This is a genomic window from Limnoraphis robusta BA-68 BA1 (assembly GCF_034932365.1).
GTDB lineage: Bacteria > Cyanobacteriota > Cyanobacteriia > Cyanobacteriales > Microcoleaceae > Capilliphycus > Capilliphycus robustus.
The window spans coordinates 1-22,403 of sequence record NZ_JAYGHR010000070.1; the positions used below are offsets into that span (position 1 = coordinate 1).

Annotated in this window: 23 protein-coding genes; 7 read left to right on the plus strand and 16 right to left on the minus strand. The window is 43.5% G+C overall.

Features of this window, described 5'->3' with window-relative positions:
- Window positions 1-898: 898 nt before the first annotated feature.
- From VB836_RS19295 to VB836_RS19330, 8 genes are all read right to left on the minus strand, one after another.
- Window positions 899-2,170 (minus strand): aspartate aminotransferase family protein, encoded by a 1,272-nt coding sequence (locus tag VB836_RS19295; protein WP_046282122.1) that lies wholly within the window; start codon window positions 2,168-2,170, stop codon window positions 899-901.
- A gap of 158 nt (window positions 2,171-2,328) precedes the next feature.
- A complete protein-coding gene (gene psbV2 / locus VB836_RS19300; protein WP_046282135.1) occupies window positions 2,329-2,850 on the minus strand; it encodes a photosystem II cytochrome PsbV2 in 522 nt (173 codons plus the stop codon).
- Window positions 2,851-3,020: 170 nt separating this feature from the next.
- Window positions 3,021-3,512 carry a photosystem II cytochrome c-550 gene (gene psbV, locus VB836_RS19305; protein ID WP_046282123.1) on the minus strand — a complete coding sequence of 164 codons (492 nt, stop codon included), beginning with the start codon at window positions 3,510-3,512 and terminating at the stop codon, window positions 3,021-3,023.
- A gap of 199 nt (window positions 3,513-3,711) precedes the next feature.
- Window positions 3,712-3,909, minus strand: a complete 198-nt coding sequence (locus tag VB836_RS19310; RefSeq protein WP_046282124.1) for a translation initiation factor IF-2 — start codon at window positions 3,907-3,909, stop codon at window positions 3,712-3,714.
- A 217-nt stretch (window positions 3,910-4,126) separates the two neighbouring features.
- Window positions 4,127-5,077 carry an acetyl-CoA carboxylase, carboxyltransferase subunit beta gene (gene accD, locus VB836_RS19315; RefSeq protein ID WP_323221688.1) on the minus strand — a complete coding sequence of 317 codons (951 nt, stop codon included), beginning with the start codon at window positions 5,075-5,077 and terminating at the stop codon, window positions 4,127-4,129.
- A gap of 129 nt (window positions 5,078-5,206) precedes the next feature.
- Window positions 5,207-5,428 carry a putative signal transducing protein gene (locus VB836_RS19320; RefSeq protein ID WP_046282126.1) on the minus strand — a complete coding sequence of 74 codons (222 nt, stop codon included), beginning with the start codon at window positions 5,426-5,428 and terminating at the stop codon, window positions 5,207-5,209.
- A 12-nt stretch (window positions 5,429-5,440) separates the two neighbouring features.
- Window positions 5,441-6,262 carry a prepilin peptidase gene (locus VB836_RS19325; RefSeq protein WP_323221690.1) on the minus strand — a complete coding sequence of 274 codons (822 nt, stop codon included), beginning with the start codon at window positions 6,260-6,262 and terminating at the stop codon, window positions 5,441-5,443.
- 65 nt (window positions 6,263-6,327) lie between these two features.
- On the minus strand, window positions 6,328-6,591 hold the full coding sequence (locus VB836_RS19330) for a hypothetical protein (protein WP_046282128.1): 264 nt from the start codon (window positions 6,589-6,591) through the stop codon (window positions 6,328-6,330).
- Between the two features lie 166 nt (window positions 6,592-6,757).
- Here VB836_RS19330 and VB836_RS19335 point away from each other — a divergent pair, with 166 nt between their 5' ends.
- Both VB836_RS19335 and VB836_RS19340 read left to right on the plus strand, forming a co-directional pair.
- Window positions 6,758-7,336: a DUF3611 family protein gene (locus tag VB836_RS19335; RefSeq protein ID WP_046282129.1), complete on the plus strand. Its 579-nt coding sequence runs from the start codon at window positions 6,758-6,760 to the stop codon at window positions 7,334-7,336.
- Window positions 7,337-7,603: 267 nt separating this feature from the next.
- Window positions 7,604-8,818 carry a helix-turn-helix domain-containing protein gene (locus VB836_RS19340; RefSeq protein ID WP_046282130.1) on the plus strand — a complete coding sequence of 405 codons (1,215 nt, stop codon included), beginning with the start codon at window positions 7,604-7,606 and terminating at the stop codon, window positions 8,816-8,818.
- Window positions 8,819-9,455: 637 nt separating this feature from the next.
- On the opposite strand, the gene VB836_RS19345 is transcribed toward VB836_RS19340, so the two are convergent.
- Both VB836_RS19345 and VB836_RS19350 read right to left on the minus strand, forming a co-directional pair.
- Window positions 9,456-11,711 carry a protein-arginine deiminase family protein gene (locus tag VB836_RS19345; protein ID WP_046282131.1) on the minus strand — a complete coding sequence of 752 codons (2,256 nt, stop codon included), beginning with the start codon at window positions 11,709-11,711 and terminating at the stop codon, window positions 9,456-9,458.
- A gap of 184 nt (window positions 11,712-11,895) precedes the next feature.
- Window positions 11,896-12,528: a VWA domain-containing protein gene (locus VB836_RS19350; protein ID WP_046282132.1), complete on the minus strand. Its 633-nt coding sequence runs from the start codon at window positions 12,526-12,528 to the stop codon at window positions 11,896-11,898.
- 574 nt (window positions 12,529-13,102) lie between these two features.
- On the opposite strand from VB836_RS19350, the gene VB836_RS19355 reads away from it, so the two are divergent.
- The 3 genes from VB836_RS19355 to VB836_RS19365 all read left to right on the plus strand — a co-directional run bounded on the left by VB836_RS19355 (window position 13,103) and on the right by VB836_RS19365 (window position 15,044).
- A complete protein-coding gene (locus VB836_RS19355) occupies window positions 13,103-14,089 on the plus strand; it encodes a hypothetical protein (RefSeq protein ID WP_323221695.1) in 987 nt (328 codons plus the stop codon).
- Window positions 14,090-14,138: 49 nt separating this feature from the next.
- Window positions 14,139-14,516: a hypothetical protein gene (locus VB836_RS19360; RefSeq protein ID WP_046282133.1), complete on the plus strand. Its 378-nt coding sequence runs from the start codon at window positions 14,139-14,141 to the stop codon at window positions 14,514-14,516.
- A 207-nt stretch (window positions 14,517-14,723) separates the two neighbouring features.
- Window positions 14,724-15,044 (plus strand): DUF1622 domain-containing protein, encoded by a 321-nt coding sequence (locus VB836_RS19365; RefSeq protein ID WP_235440935.1) that lies wholly within the window; start codon window positions 14,724-14,726, stop codon window positions 15,042-15,044.
- A 23-nt stretch (window positions 15,045-15,067) separates the two neighbouring features.
- On the opposite strand, the gene VB836_RS19370 is transcribed toward VB836_RS19365, so the two are convergent.
- Entirely contained in the window at window positions 15,068-16,975 is a 1,908-nt protein-coding gene (locus VB836_RS19370) for an N-acetylmuramoyl-L-alanine amidase (RefSeq protein ID WP_323221697.1), read from the minus strand.
- Between the two features lie 372 nt (window positions 16,976-17,347).
- Here VB836_RS19370 and VB836_RS19375 point away from each other — a divergent pair, with 372 nt between their 5' ends.
- Entirely contained in the window at window positions 17,348-17,962 is a 615-nt protein-coding gene (locus tag VB836_RS19375; RefSeq protein WP_407659706.1) for a gamma-glutamylcyclotransferase, read from the plus strand.
- Between the two features lie 105 nt (window positions 17,963-18,067).
- Here VB836_RS19375 and VB836_RS19380 read toward each other — a convergent pair whose 3' ends face one another.
- The 4 genes from VB836_RS19380 to phnM all read right to left on the minus strand — a co-directional run bounded on the left by VB836_RS19380 (window position 18,068) and on the right by phnM (window position 21,174).
- The gene (locus VB836_RS19380; protein ID WP_046280130.1) at window positions 18,068-18,742 is read right to left on the minus strand and encodes an HAD-IA family hydrolase; all 675 of its coding nucleotides are present in this window, start codon (window positions 18,740-18,742) and stop codon (window positions 18,068-18,070) included.
- Between the two features lie 133 nt (window positions 18,743-18,875).
- The gene (locus tag VB836_RS19385) at window positions 18,876-19,442 is read right to left on the minus strand and encodes a phosphonate degradation HD-domain oxygenase (RefSeq protein WP_235441068.1); all 567 of its coding nucleotides are present in this window, start codon (window positions 19,440-19,442) and stop codon (window positions 18,876-18,878) included.
- 32 nt (window positions 19,443-19,474) lie between these two features.
- A complete protein-coding gene (locus tag VB836_RS19390; RefSeq protein WP_046280132.1) occupies window positions 19,475-20,011 on the minus strand; it encodes a hypothetical protein in 537 nt (178 codons plus the stop codon).
- Window positions 20,012-20,037: 26 nt separating this feature from the next.
- On the minus strand, window positions 20,038-21,174 hold the full coding sequence (phnM, locus tag VB836_RS19395) for a phosphonate metabolism protein PhnM (protein WP_323221700.1): 1,137 nt from the start codon (window positions 21,172-21,174) through the stop codon (window positions 20,038-20,040).
- A gap of 124 nt (window positions 21,175-21,298) precedes the next feature.
- Here phnM and VB836_RS19400 point away from each other — a divergent pair, with 124 nt between their 5' ends.
- Complete coding sequence (locus VB836_RS19400) at window positions 21,299-21,592, plus strand: Dabb family protein (protein WP_323221702.1); 294 nt, start codon at window positions 21,299-21,301, stop codon at window positions 21,590-21,592.
- Window positions 21,593-21,603: 11 nt separating this feature from the next.
- Here the strand turns inward: VB836_RS19400 and phnL are convergent, their stop codons facing one another.
- Window positions 21,604-22,332 (minus strand): phosphonate C-P lyase system protein PhnL, encoded by a 729-nt coding sequence (gene phnL / locus VB836_RS19405; RefSeq protein WP_323221704.1) that lies wholly within the window; start codon window positions 22,330-22,332, stop codon window positions 21,604-21,606.
- Window positions 22,333-22,403 lie beyond the last annotated feature (71 nt).

Here is a 22,403-nt window from a genome sequence, read left to right on the forward strand (position 1 = left end):
GCGTAAGACTATCTCAGGATAGCAGCACCCAAAGAAGCGCTAACCCGCCAGAATTTAAGCAGCTATCAATTTTTGATCTGCTTAAATAGATGGAATCACCGTCCGTTCACGGCGGTGAGGATGTCAAAAGAAAATATACTTGCCGAGTTAACCCCACGAAAACAATTATTTTTTCAAAGATTCATTGATACTTATAAAAATAAATGGTCTAGTCGGTTGGGTTGACGGCGGAAACCTAACTAATACCGATGAAGTTGAATGAAGTAAAGTAGAGACTAAAAAACCCGGTTTCTTCTACGGCTTCAGAAAATCGGCGATGTGTATTATTAAAGAAACCGGGTTTTTGGCTTGTAGTCGGTTGGGTTGACGGAGGAAACCTAACTAATACCGATGAAGTTGGGTTGCGTTAGCACTTAACCCAACCTACAAAAATCAATGGTCTAGTAGGTTGGGTTGACGGAGGAAACCCAACTAATACCGATGAAGTTGAATGAAGTAAAGTAGAGACGAAAAAACCCGGTTTCTTCTACGCTAATACCGATGAAGTTGGGTTGCCTTAGCACTTAACCCAACCTACAAAAATCAATGGTCTAGTAGGTTGGGTTGACGGAGGAAACCTAACTAATACCGATGAAGTTGAATGAAGTAAAGTAGAGACGAAAAAACCCGATTTCTTCTACGCTAATACCGATGAAGTTGGGTTGCGTTAGCACTTAACCCAACCTACAAACATCAATGGTCTAGTAGTCTAGTAGGTTGGGTTGACGGAGGAAACCCAACTAATACCGATGAAGTTGAATGAAGTAAAGTAGAGACGAAAAAACCCGGTTTCTTCTACGCTAATACCGATGAAGTTGGGTTGCGTTAGCACTTAACCCAACCTACAAACATCAATGGTCTAGTTGGAAGACAGCAATTTTGAGAGTGCTGTTTTTAGCATTTCAACGGCTCGATCAATTTCCGCTTCTGTTACAATTAAAGGCGGAACAAACCGCAACACTTTCGGGCCAGCCGGAACCAAAAGCAAACCTTCAGCCATCGCCGCTTTTACCACTTCAATAGAAGTTAATTCAGCCTCAGCATTCAGTTCCAAACCATTAATTAAACCCCAACCCCGCACATCTACAATTAAATCAGGATATTGAGCTGCAATTAACTGAAGTTGACTGCGAAGTTGTTCACCCCGTTGTTGAACATTCGCCAGAAGATTCTCACGTTCTACCGTTTGACAAACACACAATGCGACTGAACAAGCAAAGGGATTTCCGCCAAAGGTACTCGCATGATTTCCCGGTTCAAACACATCGCAAAACGACTTACACAACATCGCCCCGATGGGAATTCCGCCGCCTAAACCTTTCGCTGAGGTGAAAATATCTGGTTCAATTCCCAGGTTTTCATATCCCCACAGTTTACCACTGCGACCCATTCCCACCTGCACTTCATCAAGAATCAACAAAATGCCTTTTTCGGTGCAGATTTCCCGAACTCTCTGGAAATAAGCCAAATCTCCCGGACGAACTCCCCCTTCGCCTTGAAGCGCTTCTAACAGAATAGCCGTAACTCGGCGTTCATCGCGATCAACTTCAGCAATCATCGCTTCTAGGGCGGTAATATCGTTATAAGGCACATAGACAAAGCCCGGAACGAGGGGGCTAAAGCCTTTTTGATATTTCGGTTGTCCAGTAGCAGTAATCGTGGCTAAGGTGCGACCATGAAAGCTAGCATGAGCCGTAATAATTACCGGATCAGCAATATTTAACTTGTCGTGAGCGTACTTGCGAGCCAGTTTAATCGCCCCTTCATTCGCTTCGGCACCGGAGTTGCAAAAGAAGACTTTATCGGCGCAAGAATGAGCCGTAAGCCACTGGGCGAGTTCTCCTTGGGAGGGAACATAATACAAGTTGGAAACGTGATGCAGCGTCTTTATTTGCCGGGTAACGGTATCAATCAACGCCGGATGCGCGTGTCCGAGTGTACAAGTGGCAATTCCCGCTACAAAATCTAAATATTCTCGTCCGTCGGTGTCCCACAGGCGACAGCCCTCACCTCGTTCTAGGGCGAGGGGAAAACGCCCATAGGTATTCATCACATGAGCGTTAAACTCATCAGGACTGAAGGGCGTTGTATCGGTCGTTGTAGAATCTTTAAATAGCGTCTCTAAGCTCACAGCGAACTCCTAAAATCTTAGCTTTAGTTTCTATCCTGACCTTGATCTTAGGCGAAAAACTGAGATTGAGGGGGTGAAAATTGATTGAAAAATGCTTAACATCGTCAACGTTTGCTGACGTCATTCATTGAAAAGGCTATAGATTTATTTGTAGACCTCTAAATTCTAAACTCAGGCGGTAACTCATTGGGATCGCGAATTTTTCCCCATCCCGGTGAAGCTTCTGCCGAACGAATAATATAGGCAGCTAACTTTTCAGCTTGCGGTTGGGGTATCCAGGTTTCGGAGATTTGACGACACCAATAGTTCGTATCGCTACCATCGAAGCTCAGAGGATATCGAAAATAGCTGATTAAACTTTTGATGTTATCACGAGGCGGAGTTGCCGCTTTCAGGTCTTTGAGAGATAAAGAGACATCCGGGTAAGGAATGGTGACTCCCCCAGCATGACAATTGAGACAACTTGCCTCAAACAGTATTTTACCTGTTGTTAGATCTTCGGCGGAAAATTGCTGAGTATGACCTTGATTATCGGCAGGTATTTCTACAGGCTGACTGGCTAAATAGCGACGCACATAAGGATCAACTCCATCGGCTAAAACCGGGGAATGAACCATAAACATTCCTAGTCCAATCAGTAAAAAAATCAGTAAAGAATTCAGAAATTTTTGAAATCGCATTGAGTCTGGATAGAGTTGAGTTTGCCCAAAAAAAATCAAAACATTCAGACTTCAGACTTTAGACCTTAGATCAGCCAACTTTTCCCCCTCAGATCACTCATCAGACGTGAAAATCCCAACTGCCTCTAAAACCCAAAATCCGAAGTCTAAAACTGCATTGTTATCTCAAATTAACGCAGGTATTTACCGCCACCCCACTGATCACCCCGAATTTTGGGTTCTAGCAAAATGTAACCCGCAATGGCGTACAGATCATCCTCAGTCAGATTTCTCATCTTCGGATAAATATCAGCACTCTTGGTACTCGGGTGTAATTCAGCAATTTCGTCAAACCCATCATAGGTCGTGGGGTTTTGCATATAGTCTATCAAGGCCTCAATATTATTCCGAGAAGGAACAGCACCGGAGAGCGCTTTGGGACTCAAGTTGACATCAGGATTGGTTTTTGTTACCCCTAAAGCATGACATTGAGCGCAAGCATAGTTAAACAGTTGTTTACCCTGTTTAACCTCTTTTAAACTCAGAACAGTTTGATCTCCTTGTTCGTTGAGGGGAAAAGTCCGTAGGTCTTCTGTCAGTTCGAGTGCGCTTGCACTATTGACAAACATTTGAAACGTGAAAAATACAGTGGCTACAGCCAGCCAAATGTATCTTTTGATCATAATTCTCCTTAACCTTATGTTAGTTATGGAACTTTGTAATACAGAGCGACTTCATCTGAAAGTTGTGGGTTGAGTCTCAACTGTTTGATAACTCGCACCCAACCAGAGAATGTCATGGATCAATCATCCTCTAGGATGTCTCTTTGGTCAAAAGTTTGATCGCTTGTCCTGTTAAACTCATCTCTGAGTTCAGCAAGGGTTAGTCTTGCTTTGTCAAATCTTCTTTTTGTTGGCGTGCCATAATTTCTGACATAATTGCCTTAGCATCCTCTAAAGCCAAACGGGTTTGAGGGTGTTTGTAAGCAATTCCCAACTGATCGCATAGATTGAGTACCGCTTCGACTGGGAGATTGTAATCCTCCGCAATTTCTGCTATGGACAGGTCTGCAAAACCCATGAGATTTGGTTCCAACAGATTTGAATCAAATTAATTATAGGAACTCTTGGTAACTCTGAAAACCCGTTCTCACTAATACTTCGCTTTCTTGAGTGTTGGACTCAGGCGTGATCGCCTAGAGCGTTTCACTGACTCGCCTCGTCACCCCCGGGTAAATTTCTTTTCCCTCAAGGCAGTTTAACCCGCCGCAGGTTTACGGTTTCGGCTGAACTGAGGTTTAAGCATCGGTACTGATAGAATTGCGATCGCTCACGGCTGAACTCAAAGGTTTAGCGTCAGAGCGACTCGCCAGATAGTGAGCGGGTTTTTGAGGAAGACGATGAAAGCGAACCAACTGAGCTAAAGTTTTCTTAAGCTGAGGACGAGGAACAATCTGATCCACAAAGCCATGAGCCAACAGATATTCAGAAGTCTGAAAATTATCAGGAAGCTTTTCTCTGAGGGTTTGTTCGATAACTCGTCGTCCCGCAAAACCAATTGTCGCCTTGGGTTCAGCCAGGATGACATCACCCAACATCGCAAAACTCGCCGTTACCCCTCCGGTGGTTGGATGGGTTAAAACCGGAACATAGAGTAATTTAGCCTCTCGGTGATGCTCTAACGCGCCCGAAATTTTCGCCATCTGCATCAGACTCAACATTCCCTCCTGCATTCTTGCTCCTCCCGAAGCACAAATAATGATTACGGGATATCGTTCTTGAGTGGCGTGTTCGATCAGGCGAGTTAGTTTTTCACCGACGACTGAACCCATGCTTCCCCCCATAAACTGGAAGTCCATCACCCCAAGCGCTACAGGTTCACCGTCCATTAAACCGATACCCGTTTGTACCGCATCAGTTTGGCCCGTTTTTTCGCGGTAATCTCGCAGGCGATCGCTATAAGGTTTGCGATCGCGGAATTTCAGGGCATCAATCGCGTACAATTTGGCATTGAGCGGCATCCAAGTCTGAGCATCAATGAGCTGTTGAATGCGTTCGTCACTGTTAACCGACATATGATGACCACATTCCAAGCAAACTCGCAGATTTACTTGTAAGTCTTTGGTGTAGGTCAATGCACCACAATGTTCACACTTTACCCAGAGTCCATCAGCTATTTCCCGCTCTTGTCGCTCTGGGCCGATCTGAACTGACTTTTGTCGATTTGCAAACCAATCAAATAGAGACATTAAAAGAGTTTTTTCGGTTAGATTTTGGATCTCAAGCGTGAGGCTGTCTGAAACGTCAGTTTACCTCATTATTCTTTCTAAAATATCATTTGCGATATAACGATCTGTTTCATTGATCAGTTTTCCGGTTTAATCGGCTGATTCTGATTCCTCTTCGATCGGACTGAGGAGCAAACGAGCCGCCCACTGATGCACTGAATGAACTTGTAATGCAGCCGGACTCCCCATACCCATGTAAGACGTTAGACCTAAGTCTACAATTCGGGTGGGAATTCCATGAGCGGCTAACACTTGTTGCATCAATTCAGCTTCCCATCGCATGGGTGTTGTTCTGAGCGTAATCCAAGACATAACCCGTTGACCTTAGAAAGCGGGGAAAAATAGATTGAGATAGGCTGATAATATTGTCTCACCCCACAGGGCTGTTAAACCAGCAGCCAGGGCTAAAAACGGGCCAAATGCCATCGGTTGTCGTCGATCTAACCAACCCAGTGCGATCGCCCCACCCCCGACAAACGCCCCCAACACACAAGCAATAAATCCCGCTAGCAGCAAATATTTCCAGCCTAACCAAGCCCCCATCAAAGCCGCTAATTTGCTATCTCCAGCCCCCATCGCTGTTTGTCCCAGGGCAAGCGATCCCAAAAAAGCAAGAATATCTAATAACCATAACCCCAAAACCGCTCCAAATATCCCGCCCATCAAAGATCGACTCACCAGAGCAACGTTCAACCCTTGTTCCCAAGCTAGAGCCATTTGAAAACCAAGTCCTGCGACTAATCCCGATTGGGTGAGACAATTGGGTAAAGTCAGCGTATCGAGATCAATAAAAGCCAGAGCCACTAACCAACTGAATAACGCCCAATATCCGACGATTTCCACCCCCGTTTGAGAATTCCCCAACACCAGTAAAAAAAGTAGCCCTGTTGCGGCTTCAACGAGGGGATAACGCACAGAAATGGGAGCATGACAATGTTTACAACGTCCTCGTAGCCCCAACCAACCGAATACCGGAACATTTTCAACCGGACTCAGAGGAGTTAGACAATGAGGACAGCGTGAAGGTGGCCTGAGTAGGGATAAACCCGCCGGAATTCGATAAATGACCACATTTAGGAAGCTGCCAATCGAAGCTCCCAGAACGAATACAATTAAGTTAATGAACCCCGTCAGTAAGATATCCATAGGCAACAAGCACTCTGAAGTCAGAAGTCAGGAAAAAACGGGTCACTGAAAAGACTGTTCCCTGTTTAAGACAGTTCCGAGTCAATGTTATCGAGGGGAATAAACCGCTCTCCGGGTAACAAAATCGGTCGAGCGGAGAACGTTAACAAGCCGCGATAGGTGATCGGATGAATGATCACGCCAGAGGGTCGTCGCATTTGTCGGGCGTGAACTTGAAGATAAGCCAGGTAAATTCGCCGAGCCGCTTGCAATAAATCAGGTTCAAGCCAGCTTTGAGGGCTTTGAGAAACCCAGGAACCTTTAGGTTGAGGCTGAGAAGCATAGACCACAGGACACTCTTCCAAGTGTTAATCTTTTGTATGGGAGTTGCAAATTTTGCTATTAGCAATCATAGGACGATTTTTCAATTATCCTGAAAGAGAGTGGTTGATTAATGGGGTTATTCTAGTTTGTCCTTTGCTCTCGAAACCATTTCCGTTCCTATTTTCCAAGCCGATGTCCAATCAATCTGACGCTTCACCACTACCCACATCCCTGCGTAGAGTCGCCTTTGCGCTTCGTCGAGCCGGTTGGATTAGCTTTTGGGTTCAGCTCGTCCTAGCGGTTGTTTCTGCTATTATTCTGCTGTTTGCTATTTTAGTCGCCAATCAAACTTCTTCTCCAAGTGGAAGTTCAGGAGTGGAAGGAGGCTTATTTTTTGCCTTAGGGGGTTTGGCTGTATTAGGATTTAGTGCTTATCGGGCTTTTTATCACACTCGCTTGAGCAAACAACTGCGTGGACCTGCTCCAGGCCGGCCGAGTCGGGGCGAGACCATTAAGCAAATACGGGTCAGCTTAATTGCGAATATGCTTGGGATGCTACTGACACTTATCGGATCTGAGGCGATTAACGGTATTCTTTTGGCGAAGGCGGTTTCTCAACCGAGGGGGATTTTAGACGCTTCAGTGAACCTACGAGAGTTTATTCAACCGCTTGATATTTTTATTGTTCTCGCTAATACTCATACTATCGTTGCCCATTTTGTCGGGATTGTCGGAGCAATCTGGTTAATTGAACAAATCTACAAAGAATGATTTGTAGCTTGTACATTGGTTCACGGCTGGGGAGATTGACCCGATAGACTATTTAACAAAGCCAACCAGGCAAAGCTTAGGGATTGAGATGATTGTCCAACTCAAGTTCTTAATCCAACGCCATTCAGTCCCTAATTTTGTAACTTTCCTGACCTCCGGGACTGCCCATTTCTTCTATAATAGTGGTGTCTGCATCCGGAATCAGGAGCAGGCAATAGAAAATGTGACTCAGATGGTATTGTACTGAGTAACAACAAACAATTCAATATGGAACTAAACTCCGAAACGGGTATCGGCCTGATCGAGCCGAACGTTGTTGAAGTTTCACCGGAACACTTGCGCTCTCTGTTAACTTTAATTGAGACCGAACTGCACCACAGTCAAGTCTATCAGATTGCTTTAGCTAATCTGCAAAAAATTCTAGGAGATGCAGCCCCCAAAGGTGAGATTCTGCTCAACGCAGTCGGTCGGGAAGGGATTCAACTGGCTCTCAAACAACTATTAATTCGCCAGAGTCAAACTATAGTACAAACAGTTGCAAAAGACAACTACTCGAACTCTGTTGCCCATTCATCCTCAAGCCCAACAGAACAAGCGGCTCTACAGTCTTGGGAGTCTGCTCCGTTGTTATCCCAGCAGTCAGACTTGTCTTCTTCGCTCCAAGAAGTTTCTGTGATCTCGTCGGGTGGGGAAGCTGTTTCTAATGGGGTTCATTCTTATTCTGTCGCATCAGAATTTGATCAAACCTCATCTGAGGAAACCCTAGACTCTCACTCAGCCAAGGATGAGGCTAGTGTTCAGAAGCAGAACAAGCGCAAAAAAAGATTAACAGAAGCAGAATTAGCAGCCCAAGCCGCAGAAAAACGAGAAGCTTGTCTGCGTCAGGTGGGTCAAGAGTTACGACAAGCGCGTGAAGCTCTTTCTGTGTCTCTCACACAGCTTCACCGTCAAACCCTCGTTCCTCTGTCTCATCTGCGAGCTTTGGAAACGGGTCAAATTGAAGAGTTACCGGAAGATGTCTACTTGCGGGGGTTTATTTGTCGTTTAGGGAATGCTCTGGGACTCAATGGCACCGCGATGGCGGCTTCTATCCCTACTCCTGACCCTTTACAACATTTGATGCCTACATGGTCAAAAGCAGAACTTGATTCTAATTTTTATCTCAATTCTGTTCATCTCTATTTGGGTTATGCGGCTATTCTGGCGGGGTCTTTAGGCGGTATTGCTTGGCTGTCTCAACAGTCTATACCTGAAACCACAATTCCTCCAGAAATGCAGAAACTTCTGCAAGAAAATGAGCCTCAGTCTCGTCATCGTCAACATCACTCTGAGTCTAAAGCTTCATCCAAGCCCGGTTTGGCGTCGGCTGAAATGGGGGTGGTTCTGGGTGCTGATATTGCTCCTCCCCAGGCGATGGATACAGACCTGATGCCCCAGGAAATGACCAGTATGGGGTTCGGTAGCTACCAACCAGAAGGATAAGGGGAGAATGGGGAAGTTTCTTCTCCCCTCTTTTGAGTATAAAAATTGTTGTATAGAAATAGGCAATCTTGCAATCTTGCACTGCTGCAAAATCTGGTGACTCTCTTACAAACTTTGCTAAGATTGCAAAGTTCCTTCTTGACGGAAACCGCCTGTCTTGGGCAGCATTCCCTCTCTTGCAAACTTCGCTAAGATTGCGAACTAAGTCTCGCCGGAAACCGCCGGGCCGCAAGGAAAGCGCTCTCGACGGAAACCGCCAAGTCGCGAGTTTGCGCTGGCGCCCGCAGGTGGCGCGGGGTCTGCCCGCAAGATCGGACTTTGCGCTACCGACTATTCCGCGCCCGTCGCAAGGCAAGCGCTGATAATTGATAACTGAAAAAACGGGTAGGGGCAATTCATCAATTACCCCTACAACTGTTATAGCACTACGCATAACGGTTAGGACATTGGTAAATGCTGAAAATATTTTCTGCTGGCACTTTTGCCTCTTGCCTGTTGCCTTTTGCCTAGCGCGTAGCGCTATAACTGTCTCCCCCGACACCCCCGCGCTCATCTGTAGCAAATATTATAGTATTTCAGATCAGAACTTATTTCAAAACCCTACACCCCAGAAACCCGATTTCTTCTCCTTAAAAATCTAGGGAGTTAAATTGGCGGGTAATGCTTCCCAGAAAGGTTGCTTTGAAGCTTCACGAGTTGTATTGATTCCGGTGTAAACATCACCTTTGAGTTCCTGATAGTAACTATCATCCAGGAAGTTAATATTCATTCCCGAAATCGCTAACCGTCTTTTGAAATATTCCTGAGTGTAATCTCGACCATCAATTAATGCACCGCGAGGGTTAGGTGCCAGGAGTTCACCATTAATAGAAACTGTATTAATCAAGTTCGGCCACCAAGCATAACCGCTATAGCCAAACAACACTGGAACTTGAATAATTTGATCATCTTCTAGGTTGAATTCTCGTTTAATTTTCTTCAATAATGGGTCTATTTTTTCCCGTTGTAATTGCAGATTATGCTGAACAAGTAAGCGATTATTCAAAGCCGCTCTTACAGTTGTTTGGGTACTCAAACCCCGATTAATTGCCGCCCCTTCATATCCTTTTTCAGCGAGTTCTTCAATGAGTTTAATTCCGGCTTCTGGACTGACAATTAATAGCAAAGGTTCACCCGTTTGACTGGGAATAAAGTTAATAATTTCACTCACATGACGAATCATTAACCAAGAGGTATCAATCTCCACTGGTGGGCCTTGTACTTTCTGGGCTTTCAGGAATTCTACCACATCAGGATGCAAGGTGTCTCCGTCGGCTTTCCCATAATAAATTCTACCCATCGGATATTTAGGAAGTGGGGGAGTTACTTCTAAATTACCATACCAATCTAATCCTTGATTGAGCGGATCAAGTGATCGCGGTTTACCCACTTCAAACCAACCGAAATTTCGATTCATCAATGATTTAGCGTAATCATCACTTTCACTCAAACGATTTCCATTCAACGCCACTGGATAATTTTTGAGGGTATTTTCACGGGGAAACTGTACATAACCAATTTCTGTTGTATCTTGCATCCAAGCTGTTTCACCGGGAGTTATTTTTGAGGTTACACCAGTGGGTTCGACTATTTGTTGAACTTGTTTGATAAAATCTTGATTAACACCGCGATCGCTGAGATGAATTTCAGACACCAAAGCGGTATTAGAAGACATGATCCAAGGGGCGACTCCCATTTGAATGGTATCAGAAGCAATTTCTTGATCTTCTCGACGAGCAACTGCTTTTAAACTGACTAAACCCGTCCAATTTTTATCTGCAAATTGTTTGGCTTCTACTCCTAATATAATTTCCTCGCTAATCGCTAGAGGTTGTTGACCTGTTAAATCTACTGGAACCCAACCGCCTGCTGTTTTCTGAAAGAGATTGATAAACGGTTGTGAACGAGTGTCCGTCGTCATAAATATTTGGGCATTTTTGTATTCTTGAGAAATTTTGAACTGAACTTGGGCTAAATCTTCACTATCATATTTACTATTAACAATTTTATCTTTCCAATCGGGAATTCCATCGCGATCATCATCATCATTATTAAACAAAATCAACGGGCCTGTTGACAATGACCACTGAGTTGGACGAACTTCATCGGCTTCTGTGATGATTCCATCTCGGTTGGTGTCGCTGTAGAGTTCAAAGCCTGGAAACTGAGGAACATCAACTGAATATTCCGAGGCGTTTTGTGAGGTTTGTTGATCTTCGATTTCCGATTGAACCATTGCTCGTTCGTAGGTAGCGATCGCCAGATAACCTTGATATTCTACAATTTTTTCAATGGCTTTCTGGGCGAGAAAGCTATCGGAGGGAATTTGTCTGATGGTATCAATGGCTTGTACCCAGAGACGTTGGGCTTTTTCCCAGTCGGCTACACCTGGGCTAGAAGTTCCGGCGGCTACGGCTTCTGTCGCCAGTTGCATCGCCTGTTCCCAAATTTGTATGGCTTGTTCTTCGCGTCGAATGCGGGTTTCAGTTTGACGTAAGGCACGGAGTCGGGTTTGATATTGTTGCAGTTGCAGTTCGTATTCCCAAGCTTCTAAACGGGATACATCTGGAGAACCGGAAACTTTTTCTAAGTCGGCAAGGAGTTGATCTCGCAGTCGATATAAATCTTCTAAAGACTGGGGCGTAGAGGGTTCAGTGGGTGTCGAGATAGCCTCTGGGGATAAAAGTTGGGGTTCTTCGTCGTAGAGGCTAGATTCATCAATTCTGTATTCGATCTCAGGACTGTTGGGAGAGGATTGAGCCAATACCAATTGAGGAATAGGAATCCAGATAATCCCGACTACGACTCCGAGTGTATTGATCAATGCTACAGCAACGTATCGCATCCAACCCATCTAATATGCTTCCTCAAACATCGAAATTGATTGTACCAGCTTTTACAGTGAACAGTGAACAGTTATCAGCGCAAACTTGCGACGGGCGCGGAATAGTCGGTAGCAAAGTTTGTAAGAGAGTTACCAGTTTTTTCAGTTATCAGTTAACAGTGAACAGTTATCAGATTTTGCATGAGTGCCTATTTTAATTGGCGATCGCTCGGAGTAAAACATCAGTTAAACTCATTTCTTCCATATCTTCAAAGGTTACGGTATTACAAATATCATACTTGGCTCCTGCCATTTGCAATTCTCGATCTAGTACCTTAAAAAATTGAGTAACCGCCGCATCATCTCCGACTTGAATTAATTCTATCCCGAGTTCTTCATCTCGACTGAGTTGATTGGCTGCATTAATGGCAATTTGTTTAACCGCTTCTGCTCCTTCTATTTCTCCGCCTGTTACAATAATAATCAGTTCACCATTGGGCTTAGAAATATCCATTGCCCGACGTGCAAAGTAGTTATCTGTCGCATCTTTAAGAACAGCCGCGAGATTGGCTTTTCCTATAGGTTCGTGATTCATAAAAATCTGAGCCATTCGTTCAGTCGTCACCTTTTCATATCGTTGAAATTGATCTGAAAATAAGTAAACGGTAATACCATCGGGATCAAAATGTTCACAGAGCGTCGCCAAGGCCAGAGTAGACTCTTGGATCATTTCCCAACGGCGTTTTTGTTCAAAGCGATCAAAAATCGACATACTCTGACTTTGATCAATGATTAAAGTATAGTCACGCTGTTGTAAAGTCGATCCCCCATCCAACAAAACATCCATGAGTTCACCTCCAAACGGTATAAGACTCGACTCTGAACGCGATCAGGAATTGAGACCTGAGCCTGATCGATTAGGCAATAATGAAGTGTATCAGTTATAATCTACTTAGGCTTTGATACTCTGGAAAATATAACCTCAGTCGGCTTGCCTCAGCTCTAAAGTGGATGTATGGCATTCAATACAAGAGTGTAAAGGTATACAAATAAAGTTACAAATATCCCTTGACTTTTTTACATTGTGTTACGTTTTTGGCACTCTTAGCAAGAATGAGAGATGTTTAAAGTCAATTAACAGACTCAGTAGCAGTGCAAGTCAAATTCAACTGGGGAAACAATTCTCAGGGTATCCAAGTCTGTCGTTGGTATAACTGCGATAGCGGATGCTTCCCATGAAAATTAGCCCTTCCCAATCGACCGGGACTCAAACTATAAAGAATCAGAAGCACCCCCGTCCATTGATTTTAGCATTCATGTTGACCGGGGTCTTAACAATACAAGCCTACCCAGCTTTTCTCAAAACCGTGATTGAGAGTGCTGGTATGCTGGTCTCTCCTTCTTCTGTCTCAGTAGCCAGTATGGGTTACTCAGCTCCTGCTCCATCTGACTCATCTGTTTCTGAGGAATCGATCAATCAGGTTGAGTATCAAGCCAATTATTATCATCAAGCTGAAGCTTCGGTTTGTCAAGGGGATCAAGGTTGTGCGAGTCCCAAAAAGCCTTCAACTTATAAAGTCTTACCGACTCCTCTATTTGATCGTCATACCCAAACCCCACAACAGAAGAGTCCTATCGAACTCCCTGTTGAGTTGGTCAACTATGATCTTCACAGCCAAGCCCAACCTCCCAACCCCATGAGTTCTTTACCGCCTGCTGTTGCTCTAGCGGTTCGTCAAGATTTGTCTACTCAGACGGGTATTTCTCCGGAAAAACTAACGATCACAGAAGTTGATCGCCAAACCTGGCCAAATTCTTGTTTAGGACTCGCCCAACCGGATGAATTTTGTGGTCAAATGTTGGTAGAAGGGTGGCGAGTGGTTCTCTCAAATGGTCGTCAAACTTGGGTTTATCGTACCGATTTAAAAGGACAAGTTTTTCGCCGGGAACAAAATCAAACCGTTTCCAATTTACCCATTTCGGTGGCGAATCAGGTTTTTCAAGATGCGGCGAACCGCTCGGGTTTACCCCATTCTGGTTTACGAATTGTCGAGGCTCAATCCCAAACTTGGCCTGATGGATGTTTGGGACTCGGTGAACCGGGAACTTTGTGTACTCTGGCGCTGGTACCGGGATGGCAAGTTAAAATTTCTAGTGGAAGACAAGCTTGGGTTTATCGTACAAACGAATCGGGTTCTTTGGTTCGATTGGATGAAGCGGCGAGTCAATTTAATGATTCGGCTCGTTTGAGATTGTTGAATATTACCGATAGCCAACTTCTCTCTCCACGAACCCAAAATTGGGTTTGGCAAGCCATTGCTTTTTGTGGCATTACAGATACAACTTATGAAACCTTATTTGGTAAAACCTGTAATGATCCTCTAAAACCTAGCTCAGAATTATTTTAAATCGTTTTGAGCATGGGCTGTGTGAAACTGATCAATTGAAAATGAATTTATGGCAGATTTAAGCGGAACTTGGCTGGGAACCTATTGGCAACAAGGAGATCCAACTCGTTTTGAGGTGACTTTCATCCAGAGTGGTAATACTCTTAGTGGTAATATTTTGGATGATGGGTATTTAGGAGAAGCTCGTTTGAGTGGTACGGTAACAGGACGAAATGTTAGTTTTACCAAACGTTATCTAATGACTTCTCCCGAATCCGTCAGCTATATGGGCATCGTTTCTGAGGAAGAAAACTATATTCAAGGACAGTGGAATATTGACTCCCGTTTTTCGGGTCCTTGGGAGGCTCATCGTAGTGGAGAAAACTTGGTTGCTGAACTCGAAATGCTTAAAAGCGAACAAGTTCCGGCTGCTGTTAGTTTAGGATAATGATTGATCTGAATCGAAATTTCAACACGATCGACACAAAGAACACAAAGAAGTTGTCAACAGGCTCCTTGCTGATTGCTATAGCTCAATGTTTTGATAGAAACCGCTCCTTGCTGATAATTCTTAGACTCAAAATTAAATGAATCTGAACCGACATATAATATGGGAATTGAGCTACTTGAAAACGGGTTGTCTGTTATAGTCTCATTGACAAAAATATTACTAGAATTGATTTCAGTTTTATGTATTATTGTCGGCTTAGGAGCTACGTTTAAATTAGTCATTCGTCAGCCTTATGTCTTGCGAGATTTGCCTTTTTTTAAAGTGCGACTTTGTTTAGGGTCTTGGCTGGCACTTGCATTAGAATTTCAGTTAGGAGCTGATATTTTAGCGACGACGATTGCCCCGAGTTTAGAATCTTTAGCTAAGTTAGGCGCGATCGCGATTATTCGGACTTTACTCAACTATTTTCTCGGAAAAGAACTCGAAACTGAGCGAGAACTTCAAGAGAAAAATATCGTTAGATAACTCGAGTTTAGAGAGTTTAACGATTAGTATCCACTGGCTTTGAGATATTGTAAAATCCCTTGTGCGATCGCTGCCGCCATGCGACTGCGTTGAGCGGGGTCAGCTAAAATACTGGAATCATAAGTATTTGTCACGAAACCGACTTCTACTAAGACTGAAGGCATAGAGGTATTTCTCAACACATAAAATCTCGCTTGTTTGACGCCTCGGTTTGTCATGTTGAAATTTGCCAAAATGCTATTTTGAATGTATCCTGCTAGGGAATAACCCGATTGATAATAAAAGGTTTCAATCCCAGTGGCTTCCGCTCTATAGGCGGCATTGGCATGAATACTCACAAATAATGTCGCGCCTAAACGGTTCGCCATTTGTACACGGGGTTCGAGTTCAACCGTTCGATCATCGAGGCGAGTCATCACCGCACTAACCCCATTTTGCTCTAGAATTTGGGCGACTTCCTGGGAAATCGGAAAAACAATATCTTTCTCTCGCAACCCGCCCACACCCACAGCACCAACATCACTCCCGCCATGTCCTGGGTCAATGATCACCACAACTCGTCCTTGGGGAATTTGCGGTAAAGAAGGTTCACCGGAACCAATGGGTCGAGGGGGAAAGGGAAGGGGACGCCGAGAAGGTTGAGATTGACGAGGGGGTAAAAGGGGTCTAGGACTTGAAGAGGCTCTAGAATTATCAGGGGGTTGAGGCGTGGGTTGAGAGGGGGGAGGAACAGGCGGAACCGAAGCCAAATTAATCGCCATCGGGAAGACAAGCTGTTCAGCGCTATTTTGGCTGGGTTGTCCAATTTGAACCCGAGTGGCAGGTTGTACTAAAAGGGTAAAGGTTTCGGGGTCTTCTTGACGAACGCGGGTGGAGAGGAGGGGGCTACCGACTTGTCGTTGGGGGAGTTGAATGTTTTCTGGGAGTTTAGCGGCGAAGAAGGTAATCCCATAGGCTCCCGTTTCTCGATCCCAACCATGAGTATAGTTGAGGGGTTTGTCGGCTTCCACCACAAAATAGGTTTGATTTTGTAGCTCAATGGATTTAATTGTGGCTAAACCTGTGGAAACTTGAATGGCGGGAGGGGTACCGCCAGAAGGCCAAATCGCCACGCCTCCGGCTGAGGGTCGAGCTTCCCAATTTTGGCTGGTATTAGGGGTACTCATTGTTACTCGCACGACAGGCGGCGAGTTCGACAGTTGACTGACTCGAGTGATGCTGACACCATCTTTATTCACCCGTTGACGAAAGCCATTGGACTGAGCGCTTAGGGTGGTTCCTAACAGATCAACCGTCATCCAGGTGCCATCTTGACTACGCTTAAATTCGATTTGGGGCATTTGGCCGCTAGTAAGCAGCACAATCCCGTCATCACGCACTTCGACTTGATCTAGTGCCGTTTGATTGGTCGTGGGTCGAGGTTGAACCGCCGCTTGTCTGGAGGGAGGGGTCGGGGGAGTCGGAGGAGTCTGTCGCTGAACGTTAACGGAAGGATTGGGGATGGGTGTCGGTGTTGATCTAGGGCTACCAATCGCTTGCGGTTGGGGAAGTTGTACGGTCCACTCACTGGGAGAAACACCTCGAAACTGTACCATCTGCGGATCGAGGGTATATCCATCGGCGAGTTCAACGACGATACGAGCGGTTTGATCATCAAACTGACCCAGACGAATTTCTCGAATGGCTCCCCCAACAGACTGCTTACGAGTCACGTTTCCCAATGTGGTCCCGGGTAAATCGATCACTAAACGAGTTGGGTTGGAGAGTAGAGAAGCCGTAGGTTGTACTCCACCTTGAGTCGTAAAGGAGAGTCGATTCTCGGAAGTCTCAAATCGCCAGAATTGCAGTTGAGCTGCTTCACCTGGAGAGACGAGTAAAAATAGACTGACTAAACTGGGGAATATCCAGCGCAGCAATAGTGTTTTTCCCATGCGTAACACAGTGAGGAAGTCGAGCGAACCTTAAGCTATCGGTACTTAGCCATAGGCTAGAGAATCATAGCACAGATTATGCCCTATGACGGAGGTGTTCTGTTGAGGATAGCCTGAGTTGAAAATAAATCTGTATCAATTGAATCTCCTGATCCTCTATCGAAATCGTATGCTGAAGGGTAGACTTGTAAGAATAACACAAGTTCCTCAAGATAGATATCTGAACTCGATCAATATCTGCATTGAGCAATGATTGCTTGACTGTTCGATCAATGATTTGTTTTTACCCTACGGCTAGTTCTAGGGAAAATCAGCAGAGTCGAGCAAATTTTTTTCTAGAGATTGTTGGGTCGATTGTAGAAGGAGGTCAAGTTGAGTGTCAATCCTAAGCCGAGATTAACAAATCGATTTGAGTTTTGTGGTCAAACAAAACCACTCCCACCTCAAACCGAAGAGACGTTCTATTATTTTGCTTATGGTTCCTGTATGTGTCCGGTAGACTTACAGCGTACTATGGGAGAATCAACTTATCAATATGTGATTGGCCCGGCGATTCTTTCAGGATATCGACTTGGTTTTTATCGGCGATCGCAGCGTCGAAATTGTGGGGCGCTTGATGTGGTTAAAGATTCTAATTCTTATGTGGAAGGGGTTCTTTATCAGCTTCCTTCGCGGATGAGTCCTTTACTAGATGAACGCGAAGAAGTTCGTTTTGATATTGATCAAGGAGTTCACGTTGGGGGCTATCAACCTGAACTGATAGAAGTTGATTGTTCGGGTCAATTATACAGCAATGTTCGCACCTATACGGTGATTCATAAGTTACCGGAAGAACTCGCTCCAAATGATTGGTATTTTAACGTAGTTCTACGCGGTGCGGTGACTTGTGGACTGACTCCCGAATATTGCTGGAAATTGTTTGAACATATGCACAAACTCCAAGAACAGCAATTTAAAATTCAATCTCCTTGGTTACGTTCGGCCTAAATTAGCCACTGTAAAAATTGTAGAGATGTTGTATGGAATGTCTCTACATAACTATTCCAATCTATCAAAAGAAACTGACCCCACATTTTTTTCAACATAGGCTAATTATAAATTGGGGAGTTGCCATTGTTGCGGTTGAAATTCACTTAAAGAATTAAGAATTTGATCCGCTTCGAGATAGAGTTGTTTATCCATATCAGCCGCCGGAACTGCTACTACAGACATTCCTGCTGCTTTAGCCGCCGTTACTCCCGCTAACGCATCTTCAAAGACTAAACAATTTTCGGGTTTTGCGCCTAAACGTTGGGCGGCGATTAAGAAAATATCGGGTGCTGGTTTGCCTTGTTTGAGTTCGGGATCATCACCTTGAATGACACATTGAAAAATGGAAAACCATTGCTGATAACTTTGGATTTTTGCCGCATAAGGACGACTGCTGGAACTGGTGGCAATGGCTTGTGGAATGTGATGAGCGGCTAAATGTTGGGTGAGTTCTACTGCACCTTCTAAGGGTGGAACATTTGCATAATATTGATAAATTATAGCATCTTTTTCGGCTAAATACGCTTCAACTGTTAAGGGAATTTCCAGCATTTCAATAATTAGTTTTGCCGAATCATGGGATTTTCGTCCCCGCAATTTACACATTAAAGAAGGATCAATAAATTTATCATAGCGACTTGCTAGCATTTGGTTAACTTTCGCATGAAGGGGTTCTGTGTCTAACAGTAAACCATCTAAATCGTAAATGAGATGCGTAATTTTTGGAAAGGTTTTCATTGATAAAAGCACTGAGAACTAAAGGGTGATTTGACGGAAATCTGTTGGTTTATCTCTCTTCTCCTTCAATCTAGTCAAACCCGGAACATTAGACTAAATTTTAGGAACTTTTACAGAGTTTAGAGCCTTTTCTCTATTCTCCCTGATTTGAGGACTTTAGACAAGCCTGAAGGGTGGGAATGAAGTCTTCTAAACTCGGAGTGGGATAATTTAGGTGTTTGGCTTGATCATCCCAAATTCGCAGTTTAACAGCATCATTAGCGTAGGGATGATTAATAAATTTGGTTGCTTCCTCCGGCGACAAAATCCCGCCTTGCAGGTTTAAACTGTGTTGAGAAGCAGGGGATAATGTTAAAAAATACTGAGAATTTGCTGCACAAAGATAACGTTTAGCTGCCACATGAAGACGAATGGGTTCGGTGATGGCTGAACTAAATAATAAGCTTAAAAAAGGTAAGGCACAATATTCATGGCGATCATCAATTCCTCGGGTTGCAGCATCTTCTCCCCAGTCATGAATGAGATGTCCGAAGTCATGCAATAAACAAGCGGTTATCAGTTCAGGAGAAGCATCATTTGACTGTGCTAAAGCCGCACATTGTAAGGCGTGTTCGAGTTGGCTAACGGCTTCTTCACCATATTGGGTATTGCCGCGAGTTTGGAGAATTTCTATAATTTCATTAATGCTCGGTTTCATCATAAATTGAAATGAATAAATTTAGCTAAATTGAATTACAACAACCAAGATTTTAAACAAGTCCAAGTCCAGTCGGGATATTTGTGATAAAATCGTAATTCCCATTGTGTTGATGCTTGAGGATCAATGATTTTTTTGGCGAGTTTTTTGAGGGAATCATGGTGTTGGGGTTGAAAGTTATAGGCAAAACTAACATGAAGCCATTCTTTTAGTCGAATCTTTTCCTCAATGGGTTGACTGTTCATGATTTCGGCAAAGTGAGCAATCAGATGTTTTAAACCCGATGCTTTTAATTCTAAACCATGCCAGTTTGGTTTGAACATCATCTGGACAATTTTTATGTCTAGAGAGATATCTTGAGATTGATGATAGGCTTTGTCTAGAGTATTTAAGTAGTGATGAATGGTTGTTTGATCGGCGTTAAAAAAACCTGTTAGGGAACAATGAGGCATATAGTGATGGGCAGTATTTTCTCCACAGAGTTCTTTACTTTTTTGGAAATAGAGGTTAATTTGTTGACCGAGTTCGCCCACTGGACAAGCATAGATAATAAATTGTTCAGCGTTCATCATTTCTTGTTTATTTTGATTTTAAGCTATTATGCAACTCGTTTACCTTTACGAATTACCGAAGTAATTCTGGGAACAACTCCATCATCGTGAACGGTGATTAAATCCGCTTGTTTCCCCACTTCTAAACTGCCTCTTTCGTGAAACAAATTAATAGCTTTGGCGGGGTTACTCGTAACTAAACGTAGGGCTTCATAAATCGGTTTTCCGAGCTTGTTCGCAATAATAAAAATAGATTGTAGCAGACTATGAGGAACATAATCAGAGGAGAGAATATCAACGAGATCTTTTTGAATGAGTTCCATTGCTGAAATATTACCGGAATGGGAACCCCCTAACACTAAATTAGGCGAACCCATTAACACTTTTAAACCAGATTGATGAGCAGTTTTCGCTGCATCTAATGTTGTTGGAAATTCGGCTATTTCAGCGCCATTTTCAACCGCTTCTTGAATATGTTCAACGGTTGCATCGTCGTGAGTTGCTAGAGAAATATTTTTTTCTTGGGTGAGTTTGGTAATCGATTTTCGGTTTTTATCGGCATATTTCTGTTGCAAATCCCGACGCATTTTGACAAAATTTTCCATCTCTTGGGCTGAAAATCCATATTTTCCCATATAATATTCAGTGTATCTTTTCACATCTACAAATTGTCGCTGACCGGGCGTATGATCCATCACAGAAATGAGGGAAAGTAACGGATGATCACTATATTCACTGGCTACATCACACACCTGTTCATAGGAGAGTTCACAGCGTAAATGAAGGCGATGATCGGCGGTAAATCTTCCGGCTTTTTGTCCTTCTAAAATAATATCAATCATCGGCCTAAAATGGCTCATGCGGTTGGAACCGGGTTTAATATCTCCAACTCCAATGGCATCACAAACTGTTGTAATTCCTGCGCTAATTAAATCGCGATCATGGTAGGTTGCAGCCGCTTCTAACGGCCATTTAACACTCGGTCGAGGAGACATACATTTTTCTAGATTATCAGTATGTAACTCAATTAATCCCGGCATTAAATAGTCACCTTGACCATTTTTGCCAATATTTACGATTCCCGGTTGAATGTCTGCAATTTTGCCATCACGAACGACTAAAGTTCCTCTTAATTCTTGGTCGGGAAGTTGTAGACGATAATTGGTGTAGACTTGTTCATTCATGGTTGCTTAATTGTCAGTTAATCTAAACTTAATCGAGATTTGGAATCATCAAACCTTCATATTGTAACTAAAATTCTGCTAAAATTCTAAAGGAGTTTCAAAGAATTATCGGGACATTGACTCAATGATTGTACACGTCGTTTTGTTTAAGTGGAAAGAAGACGCGACTCCAGAAGCGATCTGCTCGACGATGGAGGGACTAAAAGAATTGAAAGCTAAAATTCCGGGTATTATTGACTTATCCTGTGGTGAAAATTTCTCGGAACGTTCTCAGGGGTTTCAGCATGGATTAGTGGTCAAATTCACAGATAAATCTGCTTTAGAAGCTTATACACCCCATCCGGATCATCAAGCGGTTGTGCAGAATTTAATTAAGCCTATTTTAGCAGATATTCTCGCGGTTGATTATGAAGTTTAATGGGTGAAACATTAATCACTAAATGTCAATTCTCGCGTACAAAGCTGATTTTTGACTTCTTCATCGTGAAATATTCCAATTAAAGCAGAACCTTTGGCTTGACGTTCTTTTAACAGTTTAATTACGGCTTTAGAATTGGTTTCATCTAAAGCAGATGTTGGTTCGTCTAAGAGTAAAATGGGATAATCTACCGATAACGCCCGAGCGATATTCACCCGTTGTTTTTCTCCTCCTGAAAAAGTTGTCGGAGATAAACTCCAAAGTCGTTCGGGTAAATTCAGGTGAATAAATAGCTGCTGAATTTTTTCGTAAGCAGTATTTTGATTTTCCCCTAATTCTAACAAAGGTTCAGCCGCAATTTCTAACGCTGGAACCCGAGGAATAACCCGTAAAAATTGACTCACATAACCGATTGTTGTCTGTCTAATTTCTATGAGTTCATGGGGTTCAAGTTGGGTTAAATCGACCCAATTTTTGTTATGTTTGATCCAAATTGAACCGCTATCAACTCGGTAATTTCCGTAAAGCGATCGCATAAAAGTAGATTTTCCTGATCCCGATTTTCCAGATAAAGCTACTCCTTCTCCTTTGTTAACTTGGAGAGAAACCATCTTTAAAACGGATAGCTGTATCCCCCCTTGATTGTGTAAAGTAAAGCCTTTAGAAATGTTCTCCGCTTTTAAGAGAGTAGAATGATCAAAGTTGGAAATAGAATGAAGTTTTTGTGGTTTTAATTGCATTTTTAGATGAAATTGCTGAATGTTTGCTATAGGAAATTCTGTAGGGGCGGATTCCATATTTATGAATATTT

Coding starts and splice junctions, on each gene's coding strand:
- psbV2 (WP_046282135.1), bottom strand. CDS start 2,850: ATGCGATTTCAAAAATTTCTGAATTCTTTACTGATTTTTTTACTGATT.
- psbV (WP_046282123.1), bottom strand. CDS start 3,512: ATGATCAAAAGATACATTTGGCTGGCTGTAGCCACTGTATTTTTCACG.
- VB836_RS19310 (WP_046282124.1), bottom strand. CDS start 3,909: ATGGGTTTTGCAGACCTGTCCATAGCAGAAATTGCGGAGGATTACAAT.
- accD (WP_323221688.1), bottom strand. CDS start 5,077: ATGTCTCTATTTGATTGGTTTGCAAATCGACAAAAGTCAGTTCAGATC.
- VB836_RS19320 (WP_046282126.1), bottom strand. CDS start 5,428: ATGTCTTGGATTACGCTCAGAACAACACCCATGCGATGGGAAGCTGAA.
- VB836_RS19325 (WP_323221690.1), bottom strand. CDS start 6,262: ATGGATATCTTACTGACGGGGTTCATTAACTTAATTGTATTCGTTCTG.
- VB836_RS19335 (WP_046282129.1), top strand. CDS start 6,758: ATGTCCAATCAATCTGACGCTTCACCACTACCCACATCCCTGCGTAGA.
- VB836_RS19340 (WP_046282130.1), top strand. CDS start 7,604: ATGGAACTAAACTCCGAAACGGGTATCGGCCTGATCGAGCCGAACGTT.
- VB836_RS19345 (WP_046282131.1), bottom strand. CDS start 11,711: ATGGGTTGGATGCGATACGTTGCTGTAGCATTGATCAATACACTCGGA.
- VB836_RS19350 (WP_046282132.1), bottom strand. CDS start 12,528: ATGGATGTTTTGTTGGATGGGGGATCGACTTTACAACAGCGTGACTAT.
- VB836_RS19355 (WP_323221695.1), top strand. CDS start 13,103: ATGGGTTACTCAGCTCCTGCTCCATCTGACTCATCTGTTTCTGAGGAA.
- VB836_RS19360 (WP_046282133.1), top strand. CDS start 14,139: ATGGCAGATTTAAGCGGAACTTGGCTGGGAACCTATTGGCAACAAGGA.
- VB836_RS19370 (WP_323221697.1), bottom strand. CDS start 16,975: ATGGGAAAAACACTATTGCTGCGCTGGATATTCCCCAGTTTAGTCAGT.
- VB836_RS19380 (WP_046280130.1), bottom strand. CDS start 18,742: ATGAAAACCTTTCCAAAAATTACGCATCTCATTTACGATTTAGATGGT.
- VB836_RS19385 (WP_235441068.1), bottom strand. CDS start 19,442: ATGATGAAACCGAGCATTAATGAAATTATAGAAATTCTCCAAACTCGC.
- VB836_RS19390 (WP_046280132.1), bottom strand. CDS start 20,011: ATGATGAACGCTGAACAATTTATTATCTATGCTTGTCCAGTGGGCGAA.
- phnM (WP_323221700.1), bottom strand. CDS start 21,174: ATGAATGAACAAGTCTACACCAATTATCGTCTACAACTTCCCGACCAA.
- VB836_RS19400 (WP_323221702.1), top strand. CDS start 21,299: ATGATTGTACACGTCGTTTTGTTTAAGTGGAAAGAAGACGCGACTCCA.
- phnL (WP_323221704.1), bottom strand. CDS start 22,332: ATGCAATTAAAACCACAAAAACTTCATTCTATTTCCAACTTTGATCAT.